The sequence below is a fragment of the Pseudomonas sp. R1-1 genome (assembly GCF_051132135.1).
GTDB lineage: Bacteria > Pseudomonadota > Gammaproteobacteria > Pseudomonadales > Pseudomonadaceae > Aquipseudomonas.
The window spans coordinates 1,012,285-1,029,484 of the sequence record NZ_CP071663.1; the positions used below are offsets into that span (position 1 = coordinate 1,012,285).

A 17,200-nucleotide genomic window follows, 5' to 3' on the forward strand; every position below is an offset into this window, starting at 1 on the left:
TGGTGCGACAAGAATAAAGATGCGCCGAGAGACGCAAGGGTTCAAGCCGGATCAGGAAACTGATGGCTGGACCTGACTTTGAAGGCGCCCCAAAACAACTGTAGGAGTGAGCCTGCTCGCGATAGCGGTGTGTCATTCAACATCAATGCTGACGGATACACCGCTATCGCGAGCAGGCTCACTCCTACAAGGGATCTCTGTGCCCACAGGATTTGGGTTGAGCCAAACCTTGTGGGCCAGGCCATCAAATCAACCGCGGTGACGTCCGCGGAAGTAGTTGATCAGGCCTTGAGTCGAGGCATCGTCAGCAACGCTTTCGTCGCTGCCGACCAGGCGGTTGTAGACGCCTTTGCCCAGTTCCTTGCCCAGCTCCACGCCCCACTGGTCGAAGGCGTTGATGCCCCAGACCACGCTTTGCACGAACACCTTGTGTTCGTACATCGCCACCAGCGCGCCGAGACGACGCGGGCTGATGCGCTCAACCACCAGGGTGTTGCTAGGACGGTTGCCCGGAATCACCTTGTGCGGCGCGAGTTTGCGCACGTCTTCTTCGCTCATGCCTTTGTCGCGCAGCTCGGCTTCGGCTTCCGGCTGGGTCTTGCCGAGCATCAGCGCCTGGCTCTGCGACAGGCAGTTGGCGTACAGCCACTGGTGGTGATCAGCAACCGGGTTGAAGCTGACGATCGGCACGATGAAGTCGGCCGGAATCAATTGGGTGCCCTGGTGCAGCAACTGATGGTAGGCGTGCTGACCGTTGCAGCCGACGCCGCCCCAGATCACCGGGCCGGTATCGGTCGATACCGAGGTGCCGTCCTGGCGCACGCTCTTGCCGTTGGATTCCATGTCCAGCTGTTGCAAGTGCTTGGTGATGTTGCGCAGGTAATGGTCGTACGGCAGGATCGCGTGGCTTTGCGCGCCCCAGAAGTTGCCGTACCACACGCCGAGCAGGGCCAGCAGCACCGGCATGTTCTGTTCGAACGGCGCGGTCTGGAAATGCTGGTCCATGGTGTAGGCACCGGACAGCAGTTCCTTGAAGTTGGACATGCCGATGGCCAGGGCGATTGGCAGACCGATCGCCGACCACAGCGAGTAACGGCCGCCGACCCAGTCCCACATCGGGAAGATGTTTTCTTCGCGGATACCGAACGCAACGGCAGCAGCGTTGTTGCTCGAAACGGCAATGAAGTGACGATACAGCTCGGCTTCCGAACCGCCCTGCGCCAGGTACCAGGCACGTGCGGCCTGGGCGTTCTTCAGGGTTTCGAGGGTGTTGAAAGATTTCGACGAAACAATGAACAGTGTGGTTTCGGCGCGCAGCTTTTGCGTCAGCTCGTGGAACTCACTGCCGTCGATGTTCGCCAGATAGTGGCAGCGCACGCCTTTCTGCGCGTACGACAACAGCGCTTCGGAGACCAGCTCCGGACCGAGGAACGAGCCACCGATGCCGATGTTGACCACGTCGGTGATCGGCTTTTCGGTGTAACCGCGCCACAGACCGTCGTGGATGCGGCCGACCAGATCGGTGATCTGGTTGAGCACCTTGTGGACGTCCGGCATCACGTTGACGCCATTGACCGACAGCTTGTCGCCGACCGGACGGCGCAGCGCGGTGTGCAGCGCCGGGCGGCCTTCGGAGGCGTTGACGATCTCGCCGTCGAACAGCGCTTTGATCGCGCCCTTGAGGTCGACTTCATTGGCCAGACCCACCAGCAAATTGCGGGTCTCGGCGTTGATCAAATTCTTCGAATAATCGAGAAACAGTCCGCAGCTGCTGAGAGTGAACTGATTGAAGCGCTGCGGATCGGCGTTGAAGGCTTCGCGCATGCTGAAATCCTGCATGGCTTGGCGGTGATCTTTCAACGCTTGCCAGGCAGGCAGAGCGGTAACGTCATGAGGAGTGCGGTAGTACGCCATCGCTGCGGTTTTCCTTTTTACTTGAACGGCCTTTTGAACACTGAACTGACCCGGCACGCCCTGTTATGGCGCGGGATCGACTGCATCGACACGATTTGCGGACGCAGGGCGAATACAGTAAACCTCGCGCTGCGATCTGTCTTGACTTTGTCTGACCAGATCCCTGTACTTTTTTAACATCCGAACAGGGATTTGGCCGACAAACGGAGGGGGAGCGGGAGCTGCGGCGGTTCAGGCGAGCTGAACGGGGATGGCATTGCTGGTGTGGCTCAGCTCGTTGCCGGGCGCCATGTAGAGCATGCGCGGTTTGAAGTTGACCAGCTCGGCTTCGCTGTAATGGGCGTAAGCGCAAATGATCACACGATGACCGACGCTGGCCTTGTGCGCCGCAGCACCGTTGACCGAGATCATCCGCGAACCTTCTTCGCCACGAATCGCGTAGGTGGTGAAACGCTCGCCGTTGTCGACGTTGTAAATCTGGATCTGCTCGTATTCACGAATGCCGGACAGGTCCAGCCATTCGCCATCGATGGCGCACGAACCTTCGTAATCGAGCACCGCATGGGTGACTTCGGCGCGGTGCAGTTTGGCCTTGAGCATGATCGCGTGCATTGGGGTTTCCCGGGTTGGAATCGAACGGCGGGCAGTGTGCCCGAAGGCTATGAGAGCGGCAATCCAGCTGGAATGAGATCTTCATTACACTGAAAACCACTGTGGGAGCGAGCCTGCTCGCGAAGGCGGTGTGTCAGCAACCAATATGCTGAATGACACACCCCATTCGCGAGCAGGCTCGCTCCCACAGAGGGATTACGGTGATGCTTAAACGGGGGTATCGAGATTCAAGTGCAGGTTATCGATCAACCGCGTGGTACCGAGAAACGCCGCCACCAGAATCACCAGATCGCGATCCTCAGCCGTTGCCGGACGCAGGGTCAAACCGTGGCGGATCTCCAGATAATCCGGACGCAGGCCGGCCGCTTCCAGCGCGTGCAACTGCGCGCTGATCAGCGCCGGGAAATCCCGTTCACCTTGCTTGATCGATTCGGCAATGTTGCTCAGCGAGCGATACACCGCCGGTGCCACCGCACGTTGTTCCTCGCTGAGGAAGCCGTTGCGCGAGGACAGCGCCAGGCCATCGGCGGCGCGTACGGTCGGCTCGCCGATGATCTGGATCGGCATGTTCAGGTCGTGCACCAGCGCGCGGATCACCGCCAGTTGCTGATAATCCTTCTGGCCGAAAATCGCCAGGTCCGGCTGGACCATGTTGAACAGTTTGCTGACAACGGTCGCCACGCCTTCGAAGTGCCCGGGACGGCTGGCGCCACACAGGCCTTCGGACAATTGCGGGACGCTGACGCGGGTCTGCCCGGCCATGCCGTCGGGGTACATCTCTTCAACGGTTGGGGCGAACAGCAGCGAGCAGCCAGCCTCGAGCAGTTTTTCCTGATCGGCTGCCAGCGTACGCGGGTATTTGTCAAGGTCTTCGCCGGCGCCGAATTGCAGCGGGTTGACGAAAATGCTCGCGACGACGAAATCCACTCGTTGCGTGGCTTTGGTCACCAGCGCGACGTGACCGCTGTGCAGGTTGCCCATGGTCGGCACGAAGCCGATGCGCTTGCCTTCGCTGCGCGCGCGGGCGACGGCGGCGCGCAGTTCGCGTACGGTTTTGACGGTGTTCATGCGGAGAATCCGTGTTCGATGCCGGGGAACGTAGTGGCTTTGACTTCGCTGACGTAAGCCTTCAGCGCCGACTGAATGCTGTCCTGGCCGTGCATGAAGTTCTTGACGAATTTCGGCACGCGCCCGGTGATCGACAGGCCGAGCATGTCGTGCAGTACCAGAACTTGGCCATCCGTGGCGTTACCGGCACCGATTCCAATCACCGGAATCTTCACCGCCTGGCTGATCTCCGCGGCCAGTTCGCTGGGCACGCATTCAAGCAGCAACATTGCCGCACCGGCCTGTTCCAGGGAGATCGCATCGGCGCGCATCTGCCGCGCCTGGTTCTCGTTGCGACCCTGCACTTTATAGCCACCGAGAATGTTCACCGCTTGCGGGGTCAGGCCCATGTGCGCGCAGACCGGCACACCGCGCTCGGCGAGCAGGCGGATCGACTCGGCCAGCCACAACGCGCCTTCGACCTTGACCATGTGCGCACCGGCCTGCATCAGCGTGGCGCTGTTGCTCAGGGTCTGTTCGAGGGTGGCGTTGGCCATGAAAGGCAGGTCGGCCAGGATCAGCGCGTCGCTGTTGCCGCGTTTGACGCAGGCGGTGTGATAGGCCATTTCTGCGGTGGTCACCGGCAAAGTACTGTCGTGACCTTGCAGGACCATGCCGAGGGAGTCGCCCACCAGCAGCACTTCGACACCGGCCTGGTTGCAGGCGTGGGCGAAGGTCGCGTCATAGCAGGTCAGCATGGTGATCTTTTCACCTTTCTGCTTGAGGCTCTGGAGCGTGGTCAGGGTAATGGCTGGCATGTAAAAAATCCTCGTTCAGGCGCTCTGGAAACTACAGCGAGTAACGCGCGTGATTCGTCATCTACTCAGGCGCACGCTCTTTTGTCGTGCTTATAAGGCCTGGATTGCGCCCGTATGTGCCGGGTTGGCGGCAGCGGGACGCCTATAGTCGTGAGGAGCCAAGCGGAAGTCAATTGCGTGTGTTACCGCATTGTTACGCGCGCGGTGTTACCGGCGTTACTGATGCGATTCAGCGGCGCGGCGGGGCTGATTCGAGGATTTTTTGTCGGACAAGAATCGTGAATATGATGCGATCAGCTGTAGGAGTGAGCCTGCTCGCGATAGCGGTGGATCAATCAACATTTCTGTGACTGACCCACCGCTATCGCGAGCAGGCTCACTCCTACAATCTGGATTTTTATCAGCCTTGGGAGATGCGTTCCAGACCGACGAACGGGCAGGCGGCCAGCAGGTCTGTCAGCGTGCGGCCATCGGCGAGGCGCAGATCCTGTGGCGCCAGTTCAGCCAGTGGATACAGCACGAAGGCACGTTCCTGCATTTGATAATGCGGAACCTTCAATCGTGGCTCGTCGATCAGACGATCACCAAACAAAAGGATATCCAGATCCAGCGTGCGCGGGCCCCAGCGCTCAAGGCGTTCGCGACCTTGATCGTTCTCGATGGCTTGCAAGGCATCCAGCAATTCAATCGGTGCGAGCGAGCTGTCGAGCGCGGCAACCGCGTTGGTGTAACGCGGTTGGCCCGGCAGCAGCGAGTCGCTTTGATAGAAGGCAGAAACGCCGATAAAACGGGTTCGCGGCAATCGCCCCAGCGCGGCGATGGCGCTGCGCAACTGTTCGGCCGGGTCAGCCAGATTGCTGCCCATGCCGATGTAGATGCGTTCCATTGCCTTACTCGCCTGTAGCGCTCGGTGCGCCGGCGCGTTTGCGCTTGGCGCCGCTGCTGCGACGACGCTTGCGTGGTGCGCCGCTGGCGTCGTCACCCTTGCCGCCGAGGTCGCGGATCATGTCGCGACGTTCGCTGTCGTTGGCGTCCTGATAGTCGGTCCACCATTCGCCAAGACCGTCGGTTTCCTCACCAGCGCTTTCACGCAGCAGCAGGAAATCGTAACCGGCACGGAAACGCGGGTTGTCCAGTAGCAGGTCGGCACGCTTGCCGCTGCGCCGTGGCAGGCGCTCCTGCATGTCCCAGATCTCACGGATCGGCATGGTGAAGCGTTTCGGAATCGCGATGCGCTGGCACTGCTCGGCGATCAGCTCATGGGCGGCTTCCTGCATTGCCGGGATCGGCGGCATGCCACGTTCCTGCAAGCGCAACACGCGCGCCGGCAGGGCCGGCCAGAGCAGGGCGGCAAACAGGAACGCCGGGGTCACCGGTTTGTTCTGCTTGATGCGCAGGTCGGTGTTGGTCAGGGCTTCGCTGATCAGCGTGTGGGTGTATTCCGGGTTGTATTCCAGCGCCTCGGCACTGGCCGGGAACAGCGGGGCGAACAGTTGCAGATCAACCAGCATTTCAAAGGTGATCGCGCCGTGGCCCGAGAGGAACAGCTTGAGCACTTCTTCGAACAGCCGCGCCGAAGGAATCTCGCGCAGCATCGGCGCCAGTTCGCGGATCGGCTGCACCGTGTGCTTTTCGATACCGAAGTTGAGCTTGGCGGCGAAACGCACGGCCCGCAGCATGCGCACTGGGTCTTCCTGGTAACGCTGCTTCGGGTCGCCGATCAGCCGGATCAGGTGATTGCGGATGTCGTGTACGCCGTTGGCGTAGTCGAGGATGCGCTCGCTGACCGGATCGTAATACAGGGCGTTGATGGTGAAGTCGCGGCGTTGCGCGTCTTCTTCCAGGGTGCCGTAAACGTTGTCACGCAGAATCCGCCCGCTCTCGTTGCGCGAAGACTGGTTGCTGTCTTCGTCGTCTTCGTTGACCGGGTGGTTGGCGCGGAAGGTCGCGACTTCAATGATTTCGCGACCGAAATGGATGTGCACCAGCTTGAAACGCCGGCCGATGATCCGCGCATTGCGGAATTCGGCACGCACTTGCTCGGGCGTAGCGCTGGTGGCGACGTCGAAATCCTTGGGCGTGATGCCCAGCAGCATGTCGCGCACGCAACCGCCGACCAGATAGGCCTGGTAACCGGCACCTTGCAGGCGTTCGACGATATTCACCGCATAGCGGCTGAATTGCGTTTTCTGCAGCGAATGTTGGCCGCTGTTGAGCACTTCAGGGGTGCTGCGGATGTGTTGCGTACGACGCACGGGAGTTCGGAATGACTGGAACAGCTTCTTCAGCATGGGATGCACTGTTTGAAGGAATGTTCGGCCATACCAAAGAATGACCGCATGATGGGCGCAGATTCTAGCATTTAGTCGAGGGATGGTGTAGGACACCGCAGATATGAGCTGTAAGCCGCAAGCTGCAAGGGTCGAGCGGGGGTGTTCGGGAGATTTTTTACCGAAGGGAGAAACTACAAGGGGAGCCGAAGCTCCCCAAGAAGTAGTTGCGTGCTCTTTTTATTATTGATTCGGGCTTCTTGTTTTTGTTGAGTGCCCTCGCCACGAAGTGTTTCCTTCGTGACCCTCCCAATCGGGAGCCAAGAGCAAACGGATTGCTTTGGTCGCTGAATTGCAGTGATCTGTCGATCCAACCAGTACAGGCTCTGTCTTAGGACAGTTTTTGTTGTTCTCGGCCTGGTCGTGGGGCAAGCCCCAAATACAACGCCTCTCCAAAAGAATCAGTTAGCTGCGCCTCTCGCCGTCTTGTTTTTATTGTGCGTGAGTCGATTCGTCTTATTTTTATTGTCTTGTGCATTGCTTGTTATTGTTCTTGTACCAAACATATAGCAGGGTGCGTGCCAACTTTTGCGAACCCCAGCAAAACAAGGGGTTAGGTCGTTATAACCGTTTTGCAGGGGCGAAAAAAAGCCGGGGATTCGTTACCGATAACCCCGGCTTCTGTTACGTGAATCGACTGCGGTAACAGTTTTTTCACAATCTCATGCGTTACCCGCGCAGGCGACAGGTAACGTTCAGCTTTCGCTCGCTACCCCGGTCTTGCGCCGTGGAATGCCCAGACGCTGACGGCGTTCCCACAGGCACTTGCGACTCACGCCCAGTTTGCGCGCCAGTTCGGTCTCGGTCATGTGGTCCTGATGCTCGAGAACGAAGTGCTGGAAGTAGTCTTCCAGTGACAGATCCTCGGTCGGCTCATGGCTGCTGTTGCTGGCGCTACCGCCGGTTTGCGGCGGCAGGCCGATGAACTCGTCGTCATCCAGATCGCTCAGCTCGATGTCGATGCCCAGCAGGTCGGCCGAAATCTCCGGACTTTCACTGAGAATCACCGCGCGCTCGACAGCGTTCTCCAGCTCGCGCACGTTACCCGGCCAGGAATAATGCCGGATGGCCTGTTCGGCATCGGCGGCAAACTTCAGGTCGGTACGGTTGATGCGCGCGCTCTGGCGGGCGAGGAAGGCGTTGGCGATTTCGTTGACGTCGGCGCCACGCTCACGCAGGGCCGGTAACTTCAGGGCGATCACGTGCAGACGGTAATAAAGGTCTTCACGGAACTGACCGATTTTCGCCAGGCTCTTGAGGTCGCGGTGGGTCGCGGCGATCAGGCGCACGTCGACTTTCTGCGACTGCACCGAGCCGACCCGGCGGATTTCGCCTTCCTGCAATACACGCAACAGGCGGGCCTGGGCTTCGAGTGGCAGTTCGCCGATCTCGTCGAGAAACAGCGTGCCGCCGTCCGCCGCTTCGACCAGGCCGGCACGCCCGGCGCTGGCGCCGGTGAACGCGCCTTTCTCGTGGCCGAACAGTTCGGACTCGATCAGGCTTTCCGGAATGGCCGCGCAGTTCACCGAGATCATCGGTGCCTTGGCGCGCTTCGACAGGTTGTGCAGGGCGCGGGCCACCAGTTCCTTGCCGGTGCCGGACTCGCCCTGGATCAGCACATTGGAATCGGTCGGCGCGACTTTGCGGATCTTGCTGTACAGATCCTGCATCGGCGGGCACGAACCGATGATGCCGATTTCACCGTTGCTGTTATCCACAGAGGCTTTGCCGTTGCCAGTGGCAGGTTTGCTCGAGGCGGTTTCAGCGGCAGCCGGTGCCGACTGACGATCGCGCAGGATGCGCGCCACGGCTTGCAGCATTTCATCGTGGTCGAAAGGCTTGGCGATGTAATCGACCGCGCCCATCTTCATCGAGTCGACCGCCGAGCGCAGGCTGGCGTAGCTGGTCATGATCAGCACCGGCGTGCCCTGGCCGAGCTTGATCAGCTCGGTACCCGGAGCGCCAGGCAGGCGCAGGTCGCTGACGATCAGATCGAACGTAGGAATGGTGAAGCGTTCTTGTGCTTCCTGCACTGAACCGGCTTCGCTGACCTGATACTGGTTGCGTTCCAGCAGGCGGCGCAAGGCGGAGCGGATAATTGTTTCGTCTTCGACGATCAAAATGTGCGGCATTGATTCGATACTCTCGACGGTCTCAGTTCACAGCGGACGTCGCTTCGACATGACGCGGCAATGTCACCCGGATACGGGTGCCGCGCTGGCTGGTTACATCAGCCGGGCTGTCGATGGTGATTTGTCCATAATGCTCTTCAACGATGGAATAGACCAGTGCAAGGCCCAGACCGGTGCCTTCACCCGGATCCTTGGTGGTGAAAAAAGGTTCGAACACTCGGTCCATGATGTTCTTCGGAATACCGCTGCCTTCGTCTTCGACGATCAGATCGACCGTGTGTTCGCCGGCTTCGCTCTTGACCCGCACCGCACTGTGCGGCGGCGAGGCATCGCGGGCGTTGGAGAGCAGGTTGATCAAGACCTGGGCGAGCCGCTGCGGATCGCCTTCGACCCAGTGCTCGGGGTCGCACAGGTTATAGAACTGCACTTCGAAATTGCGTCGGTTCAGCGCCAGCAGGCCAATCGCGTCCTGCGCCACTTCGGCCAGACAAACTGGCTCGTCGCTGTGCTGGTGGCTGCCGGCATGGGCGAAACTCATCAGCGACTGAACGATGCGCGAGACGCGTTTGGTCTGTTCGAGAATCTGCCCGCTGATTTCCGTCAGTTCGCCGTCGTCTTCGCGTTCCTCGCGCAGGTTCTGCGCCAGACAGGCGATGCCGGTAATCGGGTTGCCGATTTCGTGGGCCACGCCCGCTGCCAACCGACCGATGCTGGCCAGACGTTCGGAGTGCACCAGTTTGTCTTCGAGCATTTGTGTTTCGGTCAGGTCTTCCACCAGCAACACCAGACCACTGTTACCCGGCGCCAGCGGTTCATCAATCGCCGCTTTGTGCAGATTCAGCCAACGGGTCTGGCCATCGAGGGTCAGGTGCTGTTTGTGCAAATGCTCATCGGGCAGATCGATGAAGCCCTGCAACAGATCTTTCCACGGCTCGCCAATGGTACTCAAGCGCGAACCGACGACACGCTGCGCGGCGATCCCGGTGAGTTCTTCCATGGCCTTGTTCCACATCAGGATCTCCTGATCCTTGGCCAGCGAACACACACCCATCGGTAGTTCCTGCAGGGTCTGGCGGTGGTAGCGGCGCAGTGCATCGAGTTCAGCGGCAAGCCCGGTGAGGCGCGAGTGGTAATCCTCGAGGCGGCTTTCGATGAAATGGATGTCTTCGGTGACGTAGTTTTCGCCACCGGCCTTGTACGGCAGGAAGGTTTCGACCATGTCCTGCGCGACGCTCGGGCCCATCAGCCCGGACAGGTTGGCCTCGATGCGGTCGCGCAAACGGCGCAAGGCGTACGGGCGGCGCTCGTCGAATGGCAGATACAGATCACGCAGCGCTTGCTCGACTTCTTTCTGCGCAGCCTTGGCACCCAGCGGTTTCGCCAGTTGCGTAGCGAATTCCTGCGGCGAGGCGGCGTGCAGTTCGCGGCGTTGTGGTCGACGCACGTTATCCACTGCGCAGGCTTCAGCGGCGCTGGCTTCTTCAGGGCTAGCGTTGGTGAACAGCGAAATCAAGGTGAACATCAACACGTTGGCGGCCAGCGAGGCGATGGCCGCCATGTGCCAACTGGTGTCGTCGAGCACGTAGATCATGTTCAACAGTGGAATGTAGAAACCCTGCAGATTGCCGACCAGCGGCAACAGCATGGTCACCACCCACACCATAATCCCCGCCAGCAGACCGGCGATAAACCCGCGCCGATTGGCGGTCGGCCAGTACAGCACCGACAGCACTCCCGGCAAGAACTGCAGGGTCGCGACAAACGCGACGATGCCGAGGTTGGCCAGATCCTGCTCGGCACCGAGCATCAGGTAGAAGCCGAAACCGGCCATGATGATCGCGACGATCAGCGCGCGGCGGGTCCACTTCAGCCAGCGGTAGATATTGCCTTCGGCCGGCGGCTGGTAGAGCGGCAGCACCAGATGGTTCAGCGCCATGCCTGACAGTGCCAGCGTGGTGACGATGATCAGCCCGCTGGCCGCCGACAGCCCGCCGACGTAAGCCAGCAACGCCAGCGGTTTGCTGTTGGCGGCGATACCGATGCCGAGGGTGAAATATTCCGGATTGGTCGTGGCGCCGAGTTTCAGTCCGGCCCAAAGAATCAGCGGCACCGCAAGGCTCATCAGCAGCAAAAACAGCGGCAGGCCCCAACTGGCGCTGACCAGCGAGCGCGGGTTGAGGTTTTCGGTGAAGGTCATGTGGTACATGTGCGGCATGACGATCGCCGAAGCGAAGAACACCAGCAGCAGCGTGCGCCACGGCCCTTCCTGCAACGGCGTATGCAACGCGGCGAGGGCGGTCTGGTTTTGCAACAGCCAGAGTTCAAGCTGTTGCGGGCCATCGAACACGCCGTACAGCGCATACAGGCCAACGCCGCCGAGGGCGACCAGTTTGATCACCGATTCAAAGGCAATCGCAAATACCAGCCCTTCGTGTTTCTCGCGAGTAGCGATGTGGCGCGAGCCGAAGAAAATCGTGAACAGAATGATCAGCGCGCAAAATGCCAGGGCGACGCGGCTCTGGATCGGCTCGCCGGTGAGGATGCCGATCGAATCGGCCACGGCCTGAATCTGCAGGGCCAGCAGCGGCAGCACGCCGATCAGCATGAAAATCGTCGTCAGCGCGCCGGCCCAGGTGCTGCGAAAACGAAACGCGAACAGGTCCGCCAGCGACGACAGTTGATAGGTGCGGGTGATTTTCAGGATCGGATAAAGCAGCACCGGCGCCAGCAGAAACGCACCGGACACGCCGAGGTAACTCGAAAGAAAGCCGTAGCCATATTGATAGGCGAGGCCGACCGTGCCGTAGAACGCCCAGGCACTGGCGTAGACGCCCAATGACAAGGTGTAGGTCAGCGGGTGGCGAATGATCGCGCGCGGGATCATGCCCCGTTCGCTGACCCAGGCAACGCCAAACAGCGCCGCCAGGTACGCGGCGCTGACCAGGATCATCTGGGTCAGGCTAAAGCTCATCGGCATCTTTTTGGCTCTGCAGGATGAAGGTCACGACAATCAGGATCAGCCAGAGCAGATAGGGGCGATACCAGGCGCCCGTAGCGTCGATCCACCAATCCATGATGGCGGGGGAAAACAGGTAGATCCCCACGACTAAAAGCAGGACCAAGCGATAGATGTACATCCCGGCCTCTCTTTTTTATGCGCGTGCCCGAAAACGTGCGGCGATGGTAACGGATGGGCGCGTGACTGCAAGGGGCGTCATTGCAGTTGCGCCTCGGGCAGAGTCAGTGTGCGCGGGATCTGCGTGGCATCCCAGTGCGCACAGCCCCAGGCGAGCAGTTCCTGCGGCGAAGCGTGGGCGAGTTCGGCGCCAGGGTTTTGCCCCAGTGCGCGCAGGGCTCGCAGCAGTAACGGTGTGGCCTGATCGGCCGCAAGCGGCGGCGAGCGGTAGGACTTGCCGAGCTTGTTGCCGTCCGGCTGGGTGATCAGCGGCAAGTGCAGGTAGCGCGGCTGACGCAAGCCGAGCAGTTCTTGCAGATACAACTGGCGCGGCGTCGAGTCGAGCAGGTCGGCGCCGCGCACGATGTCGGTGATGCCTTGCCAGGCGTCATCGAGCACCACCGCCAGTTGATAGGCGTAGAGCCCGTCGCGACGACGAATCACGAAATCGCCGACATCCCGGCCCAGGTGCTGGCGATACTCGCCCTGCACGCGGTCGGTGAAGTGATATTCCAGCTCCGGCATGCGCAGGCGGATCGCCGCGTCCTGTTGATCATGACCGGCATTGCGACAAAAGCCCGGATAAATGCCGTTGTAAGGCTCGAGCTGTTTGCGCGAGCAGGTGCAGGCGTAGGCCAGACCGTGATTGAACAGGCTGTTGAGCACTTCAGCGTAGGCGTCGTGGCGATCGCTCTGGCGCACCATCTCGCCGTCCCATTCGAAACCGTAACTCTCCAGCGCCTTGAGAATCGCCGCTTGCGCGCCGGGCTCCTCGCGCGGCGGATCGAGATCTTCCATGCGCACCAGCCAGCGCCCGCCGACCGAACGGGCGTCGAGGTAAGAGGCGAGCGCGGCGACCAGCGAACCGAAGTGCAAGTGGCCACTGGGGGTCGGGGCGAAGCGGCCGATGTAGGCGGGGGAGGTTTTGGCGGTCATGAAAGCGAAGCTACTTTTCAGGGAATATGCAGGTCAACCTGTAGGCCTTCGCCTGCTCGCGATAGCGGTGTGACATTCAACAAAAATATTGACTGATCCATCGCTATCGCGAGCAGGCTCACTCCTACAAAAAACAAAGGCAGAAGCAAAAGGTAGAAACAAAAACGGAGCGTTCGCACGCTCCGTTTTTCGTTCAGGTCAAAATCACTTGCCGACCTGTTTTTCCTTGATTTCCGCCAAGGTCTTGCAGTCGATGCACAGATCCGCCGTCGGGCGGGCTTCGAGGCGCTTGACGCCGATCTCGATGCCGCAGGATTCGCACCAGCCGTACTCTTCGTCTTCGATCAGTTGCAGGGTCTTGTCGATTTTCTTGATCAGCTTGCGCTCGCGGTCGCGGGCGCGCAGTTCGAGGGCGAACTCTTCTTCCTGGCTGGCACGGTCGGCCGGGTCAGGGAAGTTGGCCGCTTCGTCTTTCATGTGATCAACCGTACGGTCGACTTCCTGCATCAAGTCCAGTTTCCACTTGTTCAGGATCTTGGTGAAGTGCGCGCGCATCGGAGCGCCCATGTACTCTTCACCCGCCTTCGGAACGTAAGGTTCGAAGCCGCTGATCGTCGCTTGCTGCTGTTGCTTTGCTTGGGTGGACATGAAATAGACCGCCTCTACTCTTGTAATCCATTGCGCAGGATTGCTCCATCACCGACACCTGCCGGCCCTGCGGCTGCAAGCGGGCGAACTTACCAGATCAAATCAGCCTGCGCTACTCCCGGATGTCGAGCCCCCGGCGGGTGGCGCTTGCAGATGTTTGGCAAGCCGTGTCTGTGGGAATGGAGACCTGTTCAATCACTGATTTTAGTCAATCCTGGAGCGTACGTTCAGATCGTTACAGTCCAGCGTTCTTGAGGCTGTGACCTTCACGGGTTCTCGCTCGTTCCGGCAGACAGGTAGAATCGTGTCTTTTTTCCCGTCGAAGGCATTCCAATGGCCCCCTACAGTGCGCGCAGTCGTGCGATCGAACCGTTCCATGTGATGGCGCTGCTGGCGCGGGCCAATGAATTGCAGGCCGCCGGGCATGACGTGATCCATCTGGAAATCGGCGAGCCGGACTTCACCACTGCCGAGCCGATCATTCGCGCCGGGCAAGCGGCGCTGACGGCGGGCAAGACCCGCTACACCGCGGCGCGCGGGATTCCTGAGTTGCGTGAGGCAATCGCCGGGTTCTATCAGTCGCGGTACGGGCTGAACATCGATCCGCGACGGATTCTGATCACCCCGGGCGGCTCCGGCGCGCTGCTGCTGGCCAGTGCGTTGCTGGTCGATCCGGGCAAACACTGGTTGCTGGCTGACCCCGGCTACCCGTGTAACCGACACTTCCTGCGGCTGGTCGAAGGCGCGGCGCAACTGGTCCCGGTCGGGCCGGACGTACGTTATCAACTGACCCCCGATCTGGTCGAGCGGCATTGGGATCGCGACAGCGTCGGCGCATTGGTGGCGTCGCCGGCCAACCCGACCGGGACGATTCTGACTCGCGATGAACTGGCAGGGTTATCCACTGCCATCAAGGCGCATCACGGTCATCTGGTGGTGGACGAGATCTATCACGGCCTGACGTACGGCACCGATGCCGCCAGTGTTCTGCAAGTGGATGACGGTGCGTTCGTGCTCAACAGCTTTTCCAAGTATTTCGGCATGACCGGTTGGCGCCTCGGCTGGCTGGTCGCGCCGGACGCAGCGGTCAGTGAGCTGGAAAAACTTGCGCAAAACCTTTACATCAGCGCGCCGAGCATGGCGCAGCACGCGGCCCTGGCCTGTTTCGAGCCGGCGACGATCGCGATTTTCGAGGAGCGCCGCGCCGAATTTGGCCGTCGCCGCGATTACCTTTTGCCGGCACTGCGCGAGCTTGGCTTCAACATCGCCGTCGAGCCTGAAGGCGCGTTTTATCTGTATGCCGATATCAGCCAGTTCGGCGGCGATGCCTTCGCGTTCTGCCAGCATTTCCTCGAAACGGAGCACGTTGCCTTCACGCCGGGTCTGGATTTTGGCCGCCATCAGGCCAGCCACCATGTGCGTTTTGCCTACACGCAAAACCTTGCGCGCCTGGAAGAAGCGGTGGAGCGCATTGCTCGTGGCCTGAAGAGTTGGCAAGGCTGATGCGTTTTTATCCACAGCTTGAAGAAGCGCGCCTGATCCGCCGGTACAAACGTTTTCTCGCCGACATCGAAACGGTGGGCGGCGAGTTGCTGACCATTCACTGTCCGAACACCGGGTCGATGCTTAATTGTCAGGTCGAGGGCGGGCAGGTCTGGTTCAGCCGCTCGAACGACCCGAAACGCAAGCTGCCCGGCACCTGGGAGATCGGCGAAACCCCGCAGGGGCGCTTGTTCTGTGTGAATACCGCACGGGCGAACGGGCTGGTCGAAGAAGCCTTGCAGGCCGGGATCATCACCGAGTTGAACGGCTTTACCGCATTGAAGCGCGAAGTCGCCTACGGGCAGGAAAAAAGCCGCATCGACTTTCGCCTCGAATACCCGAGCGGCCCGGCTTATGTCGAAGTGAAGAGCGTCACCCTGGGTTTCGACGGAACGGCGGTGGCAGCGTTTCCCGATGCCGTGACCCAGCGTGGCGCCAAGCACCTGCGCGAGCTGGCGCATCTGGCGCGAGACGGCATTCGTGCGGTGCAGCTGTATTGCGTGAACCTGACCGGCATCGAAGCCGTGCGCCCGGCTGCGGAAATCGATTCGGCCTACGCCGAGGCGCTGCGCGAAGCAGTCGCCTGCGGTGTGGAGGTGCTGGCTTATGGCGTGCGCCTTGATCATGAGGAAATGATTATCGACCGCCGACTCGAGGTTCGGCTCAACGGTTAAACATTTATCCACAGACCTTGTGCGTTTTCCTGGCATTCAATCGCCGTGAGCGATTGTCCGGCACACGGGCCGGCGACACATTCACCGTCCTCGATCAAAAACAGTGCGCCATGGGTGGCGCACTGGATCAGGCTGTTGCTCGGGTCGAGGAACCGGTCAGGTTGCCATTCCAGCCCGACGCCACGGTGCGGGCAACGATTGAGATAGACATACACCTGCCCGCCACGGCGCACGGCAAGCAGTTTGTTGCCGTCAATTTCGAAGCCGCGACCGCTGGCTTCGGCCAGCTCAGCGCCGGCGCAGAGAAACTTCATGGCTATCCTCAAGAGTCTGCTCGTGTCTGGATATGTCCGAGCTTGACGTTTAAATGCAAACAATTATCAAATGGCGGCCTTGTCCCGCAGGGAGTCTGGCAGATGTCGAGGATACTTGGCTCGCTGTGCGGATGCCCGGGAAACCTTGTTCAAGGAAGCTGTGTATGCGCCTGAGTCCCCGCATTGCTGCGTTGTGTGTCGGCTGGCTGTTCAGTCATCACGCTGTCGCGGCTGATTTGCCGCAACGCTGGGTCAGCGCCGGCGGTGCACTGTCGGAGTGGGTCAGTGCGCTGGGCGGCGAGGCGAAACTGGTCGGCGTCGATACCACCAGCCAGCATCCGCAATCGCTCAAAGCGCTGCCGAGCATCGGTTACCAGCGCAGCCTGTCCGCCGAGGGCATTCTCAGCCTGCGTCCGGACATTCTCATTGGCACCGAAGAAATGGGCCCGCCGCCGGTGCTGGCTCAGGTCAAGGCAGCCAAGGTCCGCGTGGAGCTGTTTTCCGCACAAGCGGATCTGCCGACGCTGACGCAAAACCTCACTCATCTGGGCCAGTTGCTGGGCGCCGAGGCGCAGGCGAAGCAACGGCTGCAAACTTATCAACAGCAACTCGATGCGCAACAGGCGCGGGTGGCTCAGGCGCAAACCGCGCAAAAAGCCCCGGGCGTGCTGCTGTTGCTCGGGCACGCCGGAGGCAAACCGCTGATAGCCGGCAAGGACACCGCCGCCGATTGGCTGCTGCAACAGGCAGGCGGACGTAACCTCGCGACTCACAGCGGTTACAAACCGTTTTCGGTGGAATCGCTGGCCGGCCTCGATCCCGAAGTGTTGGTATTCGCCGACCGTGCGCTGAGCGGCGAGGCGGCGAAAACCGCGCTGTTCAAGGAAAATCCGATTCTCAATTCCAGCCGCGCGGCCAAGGCCGGGCGGGTGATGGAGCTGGATCCGACGCTGCTGGTCGGCGGACTCGGGCCGCGTTTGCCGGCTGCGCTGAAAACCCTGACTGACGGTTTTTATCCAGCCAAGGGCGGCCAATGACCACACTGGTCAAACCGCGCG

At 60.6% G+C, this 17,200-nt stretch carries 15 protein-coding genes; 3 read left to right on the forward strand and 12 right to left on the reverse strand.

Features of this window, described 5'->3' with window-relative positions; all coding sequences use genetic code 11:
• Positions 1-249: 249 nt before the first annotated feature.
• From pgi to dksA, 11 genes are all read right to left on the reverse strand, one after another.
• On the reverse strand, positions 250-1,914 hold the full coding sequence (pgi, locus tag J3P75_RS04750; RefSeq protein WP_090286356.1) for a glucose-6-phosphate isomerase: 1,665 nt from the start codon (positions 1,912-1,914) through the stop codon (positions 250-252).
• 231 nt (positions 1,915-2,145) lie between these two features.
• Positions 2,146-2,526: an aspartate 1-decarboxylase gene (gene panD / locus J3P75_RS04755; RefSeq protein ID WP_093098254.1), complete on the reverse strand. Its 381-nt coding sequence runs from the start codon at positions 2,524-2,526 to the stop codon at positions 2,146-2,148.
• Positions 2,527-2,733: 207 nt separating this feature from the next.
• Positions 2,734-3,594: a pantoate--beta-alanine ligase gene (panC, locus tag J3P75_RS04760; protein ID WP_434709477.1), complete on the reverse strand. Its 861-nt coding sequence runs from the start codon at positions 3,592-3,594 to the stop codon at positions 2,734-2,736.
• Positions 3,591-4,391, reverse strand: coding sequence for a 3-methyl-2-oxobutanoate hydroxymethyltransferase (panB, locus tag J3P75_RS04765; RefSeq protein WP_090286350.1), 801 nt, complete (start codon positions 4,389-4,391; stop codon positions 3,591-3,593). The genes panC and panB overlap by 4 nt, the downstream gene beginning before the upstream one ends.
• A gap of 400 nt (positions 4,392-4,791) precedes the next feature.
• Entirely contained in the window at positions 4,792-5,277 is a 486-nt protein-coding gene (gene folK, locus J3P75_RS04770; protein ID WP_434709478.1) for a 2-amino-4-hydroxy-6-hydroxymethyldihydropteridine diphosphokinase, read from the reverse strand.
• A 4-nt stretch (positions 5,278-5,281) separates the two neighbouring features.
• Complete coding sequence (locus J3P75_RS04775) at positions 5,282-6,682, reverse strand: polynucleotide adenylyltransferase PcnB (protein WP_434595488.1); 1,401 nt, start codon at positions 6,680-6,682, stop codon at positions 5,282-5,284.
• A 734-nt stretch (positions 6,683-7,416) separates the two neighbouring features.
• Positions 7,417-8,853, reverse strand: coding sequence for a sigma-54-dependent transcriptional regulator (locus tag J3P75_RS04780; protein WP_434709479.1), 1,437 nt, complete (start codon positions 8,851-8,853; stop codon positions 7,417-7,419).
• A 22-nt stretch (positions 8,854-8,875) separates the two neighbouring features.
• Positions 8,876-11,830: a sensor histidine kinase gene (locus tag J3P75_RS04785; RefSeq protein WP_434709480.1), complete on the reverse strand. Its 2,955-nt coding sequence runs from the start codon at positions 11,828-11,830 to the stop codon at positions 8,876-8,878.
• Positions 11,814-11,990 (reverse strand): hypothetical protein, encoded by a 177-nt coding sequence (locus J3P75_RS04790; protein ID WP_003176118.1) that lies wholly within the window; start codon positions 11,988-11,990, stop codon positions 11,814-11,816. Before J3P75_RS04790 ends, J3P75_RS04785 begins: the two co-directional genes overlap by 17 nt.
• A 77-nt stretch (positions 11,991-12,067) precedes the next feature.
• Positions 12,068-12,964 carry a tRNA glutamyl-Q(34) synthetase GluQRS gene (gene gluQRS / locus J3P75_RS04795; protein ID WP_434709481.1) on the reverse strand — a complete coding sequence of 299 codons (897 nt, stop codon included), beginning with the start codon at positions 12,962-12,964 and terminating at the stop codon, positions 12,068-12,070.
• A 204-nt stretch (positions 12,965-13,168) separates the two neighbouring features.
• The gene (gene dksA, locus J3P75_RS04800) at positions 13,169-13,612 is read right to left on the reverse strand and encodes an RNA polymerase-binding protein DksA (RefSeq protein WP_101157646.1); all 444 of its coding nucleotides are present in this window, start codon (positions 13,610-13,612) and stop codon (positions 13,169-13,171) included.
• Between the two features lie 333 nt (positions 13,613-13,945).
• On the opposite strand from dksA, the gene J3P75_RS04805 reads away from it, so the two are divergent.
• Both J3P75_RS04805 and sfsA read left to right on the forward strand, forming a co-directional pair.
• Positions 13,946-15,115 carry a pyridoxal phosphate-dependent aminotransferase gene (locus J3P75_RS04805; RefSeq protein ID WP_434709482.1) on the forward strand — a complete coding sequence of 390 codons (1,170 nt, stop codon included), beginning with the start codon at positions 13,946-13,948 and terminating at the stop codon, positions 15,113-15,115.
• Entirely contained in the window at positions 15,115-15,828 is a 714-nt protein-coding gene (gene sfsA / locus J3P75_RS04810) for a DNA/RNA nuclease SfsA (RefSeq protein ID WP_434709483.1), read from the forward strand. Before J3P75_RS04805 ends, sfsA begins: the two co-directional genes overlap by 1 nt.
• On the opposite strand, the gene J3P75_RS04815 is transcribed toward sfsA, so the two are convergent.
• On the reverse strand, positions 15,825-16,142 hold the full coding sequence (locus J3P75_RS04815) for a Rieske (2Fe-2S) protein (RefSeq protein WP_434709485.1): 318 nt from the start codon (positions 16,140-16,142) through the stop codon (positions 15,825-15,827). The two genes, sfsA and J3P75_RS04815, sit on opposite strands and share 4 nt — an antisense overlap.
• Positions 16,143-16,306: 164 nt before the next feature.
• On the opposite strand from J3P75_RS04815, the gene J3P75_RS04820 reads away from it, so the two are divergent.
• Entirely contained in the window at positions 16,307-17,179 is an 873-nt protein-coding gene (locus J3P75_RS04820; RefSeq protein WP_434709486.1) for a heme/hemin ABC transporter substrate-binding protein, read from the forward strand.
• Positions 17,180-17,200 lie beyond the last annotated feature (21 nt).

What these genes read in the sequence shown, in the direction of transcription:
- sfsA (WP_434709483.1), top strand. Translation starts at nt 15,115, where the DNA reads ATGCGTTTTTATCCACAGCTTGAAGAAGCGCGCCTGATCCGCCGGTAC.
- panC (WP_434709477.1), bottom strand. Translation starts at nt 3,594, where the DNA reads ATGAACACCGTCAAAACCGTACGCGAACTGCGCGCCGCCGTCGCCCGC.
- J3P75_RS04790 (WP_003176118.1), bottom strand. Translation starts at nt 11,990, where the DNA reads ATGTACATCTATCGCTTGGTCCTGCTTTTAGTCGTGGGGATCTACCTG.
- panB (WP_090286350.1), bottom strand. Translation starts at nt 4,391, where the DNA reads ATGCCAGCCATTACCCTGACCACGCTCCAGAGCCTCAAGCAGAAAGGT.
- folK (WP_434709478.1), bottom strand. Translation starts at nt 5,277, where the DNA reads ATGGAACGCATCTACATCGGCATGGGCAGCAATCTGGCTGACCCGGCC.
- J3P75_RS04785 (WP_434709480.1), bottom strand. Translation starts at nt 11,830, where the DNA reads ATGCCGATGAGCTTTAGCCTGACCCAGATGATCCTGGTCAGCGCCGCG.
- J3P75_RS04805 (WP_434709482.1), top strand. Translation starts at nt 13,946, where the DNA reads ATGGCCCCCTACAGTGCGCGCAGTCGTGCGATCGAACCGTTCCATGTG.
- J3P75_RS04815 (WP_434709485.1), bottom strand. Translation starts at nt 16,142, where the DNA reads ATGAAGTTTCTCTGCGCCGGCGCTGAGCTGGCCGAAGCCAGCGGTCGC.
- J3P75_RS04775 (WP_434595488.1), bottom strand. Translation starts at nt 6,682, where the DNA reads ATGCTGAAGAAGCTGTTCCAGTCATTCCGAACTCCCGTGCGTCGTACG.
- gluQRS (WP_434709481.1), bottom strand. Translation starts at nt 12,964, where the DNA reads ATGACCGCCAAAACCTCCCCCGCCTACATCGGCCGCTTCGCCCCGACC.
- J3P75_RS04820 (WP_434709486.1), top strand. Translation starts at nt 16,307, where the DNA reads ATGCGCCTGAGTCCCCGCATTGCTGCGTTGTGTGTCGGCTGGCTGTTC.
- dksA (WP_101157646.1), bottom strand. Translation starts at nt 13,612, where the DNA reads ATGTCCACCCAAGCAAAGCAACAGCAGCAAGCGACGATCAGCGGCTTC.
- pgi (WP_090286356.1), bottom strand. Translation starts at nt 1,914, where the DNA reads ATGGCGTACTACCGCACTCCTCATGACGTTACCGCTCTGCCTGCCTGG.
- J3P75_RS04780 (WP_434709479.1), bottom strand. Translation starts at nt 8,853, where the DNA reads ATGCCGCACATTTTGATCGTCGAAGACGAAACAATTATCCGCTCCGCC.
- panD (WP_093098254.1), bottom strand. Translation starts at nt 2,526, where the DNA reads ATGCACGCGATCATGCTCAAGGCCAAACTGCACCGCGCCGAAGTCACC.